Genomic DNA, 8534 nt, shown 5'->3' on the forward strand with positions numbered 1-8534 from the left:
CGCGTCGACACGCGCGTTACTTGCTACTCGGAATGACGGACTGTGCTCCGTTACCCACTCCAAAGGCGCGGGCACCGCTCGAAGCGGTGGACAACGCGAGCGCGGTGTCGACGGAGGCGAGGGTCGTGCCCACCGAGTCGACGGTCGTCACCGCGGTTCCCGACGTGCGGATCTGGGAGATCATGGCCTCGCGAGACGATGCGTCGCCCACGACCACGCCGGACGTGGAACCCACGGCCAGGCCCAGACCGATCCACGCATCGGAGCTCGCCGCGACCGACGCCTGCGTGGACGTCGTGGACTGCGCACGCGCCCCAACGGCGACGAGCGTCGTGGCCTTACCGGCGGGATCCTCGTCGATCGTCATGAGCGGCGTGGACTTGTCGGTGAGGATCTGGCGCAGCAGGTCAGTCTCTGCTCCCGTCGAGGTCAGGACCTGGACGATGGAGTAGCCCACGACGCCGTCGGCGCTCGCCGTCTTGGCGGCACCCGACTGAAGGTGGGAGGCCAGCGTCGTGGCCAGCGTCGTGCGGTACTGACTCATCGAGGTCGATTGCCAGTTATCCGTCAGCGTGACGCGTCCCACGACAGAGGCGCCCGCGTCGGTCAGGGTCGAACGTATGGCGGACACGTCGTCGTCGGAGGCACCGGGCAGGACCACGAGCGCCACCGAGGTCCCGGTCAGCGATCCGGAGAGCGTCGAGGAGGCCAGTGCCTTCAGGCCCGCCGCCTCGGCCTCGGCCTGCGCGCTCAGGACCGGGTCGGAGGCGGCCTGCGAGGACGAGGGGTTCATGCCGGCGTTAATGCTGCGCTGGAGCGGGCCGGCGCCGAGGACGACGCCGACGGCCAGCGCGATGAAGATCCCGATGATCGAGACGACGTGGTAACGGAAGTTAATCATTGGGCTCCTCCAGCAAGGTGCATGAGCGACGAGAAGAAGGACGTGAGCGGATACAGGAGGTCGTGACCCCAGGGGGTGGACCACAAAGCGACGCCCATGAGTGCGAGAGCGACGAGCGCGAGCAGCACGAGCGTCCAACCGCGCGGGCGGGGACGGAACGTAGCTGCGACGGCGTCCGCGCCGATGAGGCGCGACCCGCACGCGAGGCGCGAGAAGAAGGCGGGGGCGACCAGGGCGCGTCCTGCGTCAACGAGTTCGGCTTCACCGTAGGAGACGCCAGCCGTGATGACGGCGGGGGCATCGGAGTGGGCCGCAACGACCAGCGCGGCGTCGAGCGAGGAGCCGGCCATTGGGACGGAACTGTAGACGACTCCCATGCGGTCGAGGCGCTCGGAGCCAGGGGCCAGTCCGTCGCCGCCCACGCGCACGATGAAGGACCGGGCCTTGCGGATCGCCTTCTCGCTCATCAGGTCGGCGTCGCCGATCACAGCGTCAAGGGGCAGGTGCGCTTTCAGGGCAACGTCCGCTCCCCCGTCGACGGCGAGCACGTAGGGGGCCGCCTCCGAGCGCCAACGGGCGAGGGCACGCAGCTGAACGGCCGCGTCCGAGGCTCCAGTGACGAGCAGGACCGGGCGACCGCGAAGCCCGGAGAGCTCGGGAACATCCTGGCCCCGCAAGACGGTGGCTCCGTCTTTGGCCAGGTAGTCCTCGATCGCGCCCTCGAAGCCGGCGAACAGCGGCGCGGAATCAGCGACCTCAATGTCGAGGTCCTCGCTCTCCACGGGCGTGCCCGTCGCGATAACGGTGCCCTCGAGCAGCACTGTGCCCCCGGTAACCGTCACTTCCTGCCCCTCGCGCAACGACATGATGTCCTGGCCGAGGTCGTCCACGAGGGGAATCTGCGCGTCGAGGATGAGCCTGGGACCCATCGCGGCCACTCGGCCCGTCAGGGAAGGCTGGGCGTTCAGGACGGCGGCTGGTTGGCTCGCCACAAGCGCAGCGGCGCTCTCCTTGTCCAGGTCCGCGACGTTAATGACGGCGATATCGCCGCGCTCCAGGCGCGTCGCCAGGTGCTTGGGGCGGTCGTCGATACGGACCCGCCCCGTCCGGGCGTGTGCTGTTGTTGAACGTGTGTCACTCATCCCTGCGATTGTGACACGGCGGAGGCCAAGACCTGCGAAGCGTGGCGGCGCGCCGCCTGCGAGTGCGGATCGCCACCCATCATTCGGGTGAGTTCCGCCTCGCGCTGCGCCCCCGTAACCTCTCTGATGTTCGTCGTGCCGTCGAGCTTCTCGATCACGAGGTGTTGGTCCCCGAAAGCAGCGACCTGCGCCAGGTGGGTGACGACGATGACCTGCCGACTCGCCGCGAGCCTCTTCAGCCTCGCGCCCACCTCGGTCGCGGTTTGACCGCCGATGCCGGCGTCGATCTCGTCAAAGATAAAGGTGGACGAGGCCTCGGTGCGTCCCAGCATGAGCTCAAGGGCGAGCATGACACGGGACAACTCGCCGCCGGAGGCTCCCTGACCGAGGGGGCGCGCGGGGGCGTGCGGATGAGGCTGGAGCCGGAAAACGACCGTTTCGCATCCGTGAGAGCTCGGCTTCGTTGCCTCCAGGTCAATGTGAAGAGTCGCGTCGGGCATCGACAGGGCGTGCAGCTCATCGTTGACTCCGGCCGCGAGCTCGCTGGCTAGGCGGGCACGGGCCTTCGACAGGCGCGCGCCAACGTCAAGAACGCGGCGCTGGGCCTGCGCGAGCTCGCGCTCGACCACCGCAGGATCCGAGGCCGGGGCCGATAGTTCCTTGACGCGCCCGCGCGCCAGGTCTGCCCACGTCAACAGGGACTCGATGTCACCGGCGCGCCCACGCAACGCGTCCTTGATGGCCGCGCGACGGGCGTGGATCTGGGCCAGGCGCTCGGGATCGGCGTCGAGGCGGGAGAGGTAGGCGGACACGTCGTCTGCCAGCGCGTCCAGCTCGAGGGCCTGGCTGCGAGCGCGAGCGGCAAACTCCGCCACGGCCTCGTCGAAATGAGAAGCGTTATCCAGCTGCGCGTAGGCGCCGCGCGCTGACTCGACGGCGCCCGCGTAGTCGCCGCGGTCGTCGCCCTTGAGGTAGCCCAGCGAGACCCCCATGAGTGCGCGCAGGTCCTCAACGTTCGTCAAGCGAGACGCCTCGCGGACCAGCTCTTCTTCTTCGCCGGGCTGCGGGTTGAGCGCGTCGATCTGGGCGAGGGCACCGCGCAGGTCCTCGAGCTCCTCCGCGCGATCGTTCGCATCCCCACGCAGCGAGTCGAGTCGGTGCTTCGTGTCGACTGCCGCGCGAAAGGCCTCGCGATACTCCTCCAGCAGCGCGGCATGAGTGGCCCCGCCGAACTGGTCGAGTGCGCGGCGTTGGGCAGCCTCGCCGGTCAGGCGAATCTGATCCGACTGCCCGTGGATTGTGACCATTGACCCGACGATCTCTAAGAGCGCGGATGCGGGGACGGGGCGCGAACCCAGGTGCGCGCGCGACCTGCCAGCCGCGCGGACGGAGCGGCCGACGATGAGCTCGCCCCCTTCGACGACGCCACCGGCCTCCTCGACGCGAGAAACGACGTCATCGCCGACAGAAAAGATGCCGTCCACCGACAATCGATCGGCACCGCTTCGCACGAGCGCCGCGTCAGCCCTGGCCCCCAGCAGGAGCTGCAGGCTCGACAGGACCATCGTCTTGCCCGCGCCGGTCTCGCCCGTCACAACGATCAGGCCGCCGCCAAAATCGACGTGCGCCGACGCAATGACACCCAGGTTGGCAATATCGAGAGACTCAATCACCGCGAGCCATCCCTCCACCCGCGCACGGGAAGATTAAATTTGCGCACGAGGCGCGCCGAGAAGGGCGTGTCGTCCACGCGCACGAGCTGGACGGGCGCCGACCCAACGCGGGCACGAACGACGCTGCCAGCCGGAACAGTCATGCGCCGCAGGCCGTCACACCACATCTCGGGAGCAGTCCACATGTCGTCCAGGACGACGATCTCCACGCATGCGGAGGGGCCGACCACGAGCGGGCGCGTGAACAGGCCGTGCGCGGCCAGCGGAGCCACGACGATCGCCTCCGTGTCAGGCCACACGACGGGACCGCCAGCCGAGAAGGAATACGCCGTCGAGCCGGTGGGCGTCGACAGGATCATCCCGTCCGCGCCGTAGGTGGACACTTCCTGACCATCGACAACGAGAGCGAAGTGAACAGGGTGTGCGACATCCGTGTGCATGATGACGGCCTCGTTGAGTGCCCAGTCGGACGCCCTCGAACCGTCGGGGCGCTCCATGGTGACGTCCAGCGTCATACGCCGCTCGACCGTGAAATCACCCTGGGCGATCTTGCGAGCGACGTCGCCCGTACCTGTCGCACCGAGTTCCGTCAGGAATCCCATGTGGCCGGCATTGATACCCAGCAGCGGCACGTCCAGGGCTCGCGCGCTCGACGCGGCAACCAGGAACGTGCCATCGCCGCCGATCGACACGACCATGTCAATGTCGCCGACCGAAGCGTCCTCGACGACCTCGATGCCGCGTTCAGACAGGGCCTGCGACAGCGTTACCGCGGAAATCACCGCGTTGGGTCGATGACGGTGACGCACCATCAGAACACGCGTCATGCCGCACCTCCTGCGGGTCCTTGCGCGACGGCTGCGCGAATGTAGTCAGTCAGCTCCCGCGGGTCGATAGGCTCCGGGTAGTCGCGGCGCATGTACAGGAAATACTCGACGTTGCCGGAGGGACCGGGCAGCGGGGAGGCCGCGATGGCGGCGATGTCCAGCCCCAGGCCGATAGCGCAGCGCGCCACGTTCTCAACAGTTTCGACGTGATGCTCGGGATTGCGGACCACTCCCCCGTGTCCGAGGCGCTCCTTACCGATCTCAAACTGCGGCTTGACCATGAGCAGGAAATCAGCGTCGGGAGCGGCCGCTGCGACCAGCGCGGGCAGGACGAGAGTCAGAGAAATGAAGGACATGTCTCCCACGACAAGGCCGGGGGCGGGCGCCACGGATGCAGGGTCCAGCGTGCGCACATTGGTCCGATCGTGCACCTCCACGCGCGGGTCGGACTGAAGTTTCCAGGCGAGCTGGCCGTACCCCACGTCGACTGCGACGACGGAGGCCGCTCCCCTGCGCAGCAGAACGTCCGTGAAGCCTCCCGTCGAGGCCCCCGCGTCGAGGGCGCGACGCCCCTGAATACGCGGGGCCTTCTCACCCAGGGCATCGAGGGCCCCAGCGAGCTTGTGCGCGCCGCGAGAGACATACTCGGGGTCGTCGGAGGCTGCCACGACGATAGCCTGCGCAGGATCCATCTGGCGCGCGGGCTTGAGGACGACCTGGCCGTCGAGTTTGACGCGTCCCTCCACGATCATGGACGCCGCGGCCGAGCGCGACTTCGCCAGGCCTCGTCGCACCAGCTCGGAGTCAATCCTTCTCAGCTTCACGTGTGAGCCCTCCCGTCCTCTCGCGATCCGACGCCCACACCCGAAACTGCCGTTCCCGGGGGCACGTCGGTCGACAGGGCCCGCCGCAGGTCGGCTTCGATGGCCGTCAGCGTCGAGATTTGCATCTGCGCGCCAAGCTCATCGAAGCCGACCAGACGGGCCGCCGTCTGTTCACTCAGGGCCATCAGGCCTCGTCATCCATGTCGGCCGTCGACTCCAGAAGCGCCTCGAGTTCCTCCTCACCGGGCAGGAATGCGGGGGTGTCCTCACCGGGCTCCGGCAGCGCGTCAGCGTCGGTGCCCTCGACGAAGTCATCATCCGCGTCGACGACCGGTTCCGGGGCGGTCACGATGCCGGCCGGGTCGTCGTTGTCAACGACCGTGATTTCGGGGCAGGTCACCGGGTTGCCGGAGCCGTCGGCCCACTCCCACGCTGCCGCGGCGAGTGCGCGGTAGGAGTCGATGGAGATCGTGACCGCGTCGGTGAGCTCGATGTCGTCAAGGGTCAGCACGCCCGCGCGCGTCACCTTGGCCACCTGGGACAGGCCGCAGGTCCACGTGCCATCGCGGTGGTGCTTGGGCGCCGGGTGCGACTCGAGCAGACCACGCATGTCGATCGCTAGGTAAGCGGGACGCTGGCCGCGCGGGGCGCGCAGGACCTCGCGGGCACGGTGAACGCCGGTCAAGACGTGCATGGCGGGCACGCCGGCGGCAACGGCACCCATGATGTCGGTCTCGAGGCGATCACCCACAGCCACGGGGTTCGTGGCGCCGACGAGCTCGCTCGCGCGGCGGTAGATTCCGGGCTCAGGCTTGCCTCCCGCGGTGGGGCGCTTGCGGGTGGCGTGCTGAATCGCGCGCACGAGCGAGCCGTTGCCCAGAGCCTGACCGCGCTCAACGGGCAAGGTCGCATCGAGGTTGGAGGCGTAGAAGGCTGCACCGCGTTCGATGGCGAATGCCCCCTCGGACAGGAGGGCCCAGTTGACCTCCTTGTCGAGTCCCTGGACGACGGCGGCAGGCTCGTCGTCGGCGCTGTCGACCAGCTCAAAGCCCCGTTCCTCGAGAGCGAGGCGCAGGCCGGGTCCGCCGAGCACGAAGACCTTAGCGCCCTCTTCAAGTTCCTCCGCCATGATCGCGGCGATATCCATCGCCGAGGTCATAACCATCTCGGGGGTCGCCTCGAAGTCCATGCCGTTGAGCTTGTCCGCGACCTGCTGCGGGGTACGCATCGCGTTGTTCGTCACAAACGCCGAGGCCATGCCCATCGTGCGCGCCTCGATGACGGAGGAAGCCGCGTGTTCGATGCGCTCGTCGCCGGACCAGGCGGTACCGTCCAGGTCGAGGAGAGCACAGTCAAACTCCTCGGCCAATGCGCTCTCGGAACCGCGCAGCGGCGAACGCTTATTGTCGACGTCGGCATCCTGGTACAGGGCAACGTCAATGATGTCGGTGTCCTCGGCCTCGGCGGGCATCGCTGCGATGACCTCCTCGGCTTCCTCGGTGCGACCGAGCTCGGTCAGGCGCTCAGCCTTGACCGCCATGAGGCGGCGGCGCAGCTCGTCGTCAGCGGACGCGGGCAACACCGCCAGCGCGTCGTCGACGATCACGAGGCCGACGTCGGGCTGGCCGAGGTCAGCGCGGGCGCCGGAAGAAACGAGCACGAGCTCGACCTGCTCGGCGAGATCCAGAGACGACGAGTCGGTCGCGTCGATGATCTCCACCGCCTTCTCAGGGTGGCCGAGCCCGCGCTCAGCGTCCGCTTCCACGGCGCGCAGCGACTCGTCACCGCGCATGCGGCGAACGGCGCGAACCTCACGCAGGGCTTCCTCGTAGCGGCCCGACGCGTAGGCGGTCAGGGCCGCGGCCTCACGAACCACGTCGACGCGTCCGGCGCGACTAACCGCGGCCTGCGCGTGCTGGTAGGCGGCCTCGGGGTCGAGGTCGATAAGCTGGCCGGCCATGACGAGGTGGCGTGCAACGATGTCGCGGTTCGGGCCCGACAGGGTGGTCAGGGCACGCGCGGCGTCAGCATCGAGTTCCTGGGCACTCACGCCAGCAGGAATGGTCGGCTCGTTGCCGTTGGGGGACACGTATTCCTCGGTCGAGGAGTAGCTCTGGTAGTTTGCGTCCTTGCGGCGGTCGTTGCCGCGAGGACCGCGACCATCACGACGATCATCACGGAAACCACCACGGCGGTCGTCACGACGCTGGTAACCCCCACGCCCACGATCCTCGCGACGCTGGTAGCCGCCGCGATCACCGCGATCACTGCGATCGTCGAAGCCGCCTCTGCGGTCATCGCGACGCTGGTAGCCGCCGCGATCACCGTCGCGACGGTCATCGCGGAAACCGCCACGTCGATCATCACGACCGCCAAACTGACGACGATCGTTATCGCGGCGCTGGAAACCACGGTCCCCCTCACGACGCTGATATCCCCCACGTTCTCCGCCACGACGGTCAAAACCCCCGCGATCAGCGCGAGCATCGTCGCGACGACCGAAGTCGCGGTCTGCACCGCGTTCGAAACCCCCGCGGCGGTCGTCACGACGCTGGAAACCACGGTCCCCCTCACGACGGTCGTAACCTCCGCGACGGTCATCACGACGCTGATATCCCCCACGTTGGCCATCACGACGCTGGAAACCACGATCACCGCGAGCGTCGTCGCGGCCGCCGAAGTCACGGCGCTCACCATCTCGACGTTGGAAGTCGCGGTCCGCGCCGCGATCATAACCGCCCCGGCGCTCATCGCGACGCTGATAGCCACCGCGATCGGCGCGTTCACGCCACTGGGGCGAACGCTTCGAGTAGTCACCACGGCCGAATCCGCCGCGTCCTTGAGTCTCTTCTGCCATGGTGCTAAACCTCTATTCCTGCGCTCGCTCGCGCTCTTGTCTGTGGTGCGCACGAAGCGCGTTCAACCACCCAATCTTAGACGAGGTTTGGTGTAGTGGGGGTGGTGGGGGTGTGAAACGAGAGGGACGGCACGCCGTATGGCGTACCGTCCCTCCTGATTGGTTGTGTTGTGGCGGTGTCCTACTCTCCCACAACCTGTCGGTTGCAGTACCATTGGCGCTGCCGGGCTTAGCTTCCAGGTTCGGAATGTTGCTGGGCGTTTCCCCGGTGCTATGACCACCACAAGACTGGTGTTCAACACCATCCCCC

The 8534-nt window shown here is 67.8% G+C and carries 8 protein-coding genes and 1 rRNA gene; all 9 read right to left on the reverse strand.

Features of this window, described 5'->3' with window-relative positions:
- Positions 1 to 16: 16 nt before the first annotated feature.
- The gene (locus HMPREF1138_RS02620; protein ID WP_009056193.1) at positions 17 to 901 is read right to left on the reverse strand and encodes a copper transporter; all 885 of its coding nucleotides are present in this window, start codon (positions 899 to 901) and stop codon (positions 17 to 19) included.
- The gene (gene steA / locus HMPREF1138_RS02625) at positions 898 to 2043 is read right to left on the reverse strand and encodes a putative cytokinetic ring protein SteA (RefSeq protein WP_009056170.1); all 1146 of its coding nucleotides are present in this window, start codon (positions 2041 to 2043) and stop codon (positions 898 to 900) included. The genes HMPREF1138_RS02620 and steA overlap by 4 nt, the downstream gene beginning before the upstream one ends.
- Entirely contained in the window at positions 2040 to 3716 is a 1677-nt protein-coding gene (gene recN / locus HMPREF1138_RS02630) for a DNA repair protein RecN (protein ID WP_009056176.1), read from the reverse strand. Before recN ends, steA begins: the two co-directional genes overlap by 4 nt.
- Positions 3713 to 4543, reverse strand: a complete 831-nt coding sequence (locus tag HMPREF1138_RS02635) for an NAD(+)/NADH kinase (protein ID WP_009056218.1) — start codon at positions 4541 to 4543, stop codon at positions 3713 to 3715. The genes recN and HMPREF1138_RS02635 overlap by 4 nt, the downstream gene beginning before the upstream one ends.
- The gene (locus HMPREF1138_RS02640; protein WP_009056215.1) at positions 4540 to 5367 is read right to left on the reverse strand and encodes a TlyA family RNA methyltransferase; all 828 of its coding nucleotides are present in this window, start codon (positions 5365 to 5367) and stop codon (positions 4540 to 4542) included. The genes HMPREF1138_RS02635 and HMPREF1138_RS02640 overlap by 4 nt, the downstream gene beginning before the upstream one ends.
- Positions 5364 to 5552 carry a hypothetical protein gene (locus tag HMPREF1138_RS02645; RefSeq protein WP_009056209.1) on the reverse strand — a complete coding sequence of 63 codons (189 nt, stop codon included), beginning with the start codon at positions 5550 to 5552 and terminating at the stop codon, positions 5364 to 5366. Before HMPREF1138_RS02645 ends, HMPREF1138_RS02640 begins: the two co-directional genes overlap by 4 nt.
- Positions 5552 to 7456: an HAD-IIA family hydrolase gene (locus HMPREF1138_RS02650; protein WP_238318592.1), complete on the reverse strand. Its 1905-nt coding sequence runs from the start codon at positions 7454 to 7456 to the stop codon at positions 5552 to 5554. The genes HMPREF1138_RS02645 and HMPREF1138_RS02650 overlap by 1 nt, the downstream gene beginning before the upstream one ends.
- Positions 7414 to 8277 (reverse strand): hypothetical protein, encoded by an 864-nt coding sequence (locus tag HMPREF1138_RS02655; RefSeq protein ID WP_155887120.1) that lies wholly within the window; start codon positions 8275 to 8277, stop codon positions 7414 to 7416. The genes HMPREF1138_RS02650 and HMPREF1138_RS02655 overlap by 43 nt, the downstream gene beginning before the upstream one ends.
- A 115-nt stretch (positions 8278 to 8392) precedes the next feature.
- A 5S ribosomal RNA gene (gene rrf, locus HMPREF1138_RS02660) occupies positions 8393 to 8509 on the reverse strand.
- Between the last annotated feature and the right edge of the window lie 25 nt (positions 8510 to 8534).

This window comes from Actinomyces sp. ICM58, from assembly GCF_000283035.1.
GTDB lineage: Bacteria > Actinomycetota > Actinomycetes > Actinomycetales > Actinomycetaceae > Pauljensenia.

Bases quoted from the DNA above. Each gene is read 5' to 3' on its own strand.
- HMPREF1138_RS02620 (WP_009056193.1), bottom strand. From the start codon at position 901: ATGATTAACTTCCGTTACCACGTCGTCTCGATCATCGGGATCTTCATC.
- steA (WP_009056170.1), bottom strand. From the start codon at position 2,043: ATGAGTGACACACGTTCAACAACAGCACACGCCCGGACGGGGCGGGTC.
- HMPREF1138_RS02635 (WP_009056218.1), bottom strand. From the start codon at position 4,543: ATGACGCGTGTTCTGATGGTGCGTCACCGTCATCGACCCAACGCGGTG.
- HMPREF1138_RS02645 (WP_009056209.1), bottom strand. From the start codon at position 5,552: ATGGCCCTGAGTGAACAGACGGCGGCCCGTCTGGTCGGCTTCGATGAG.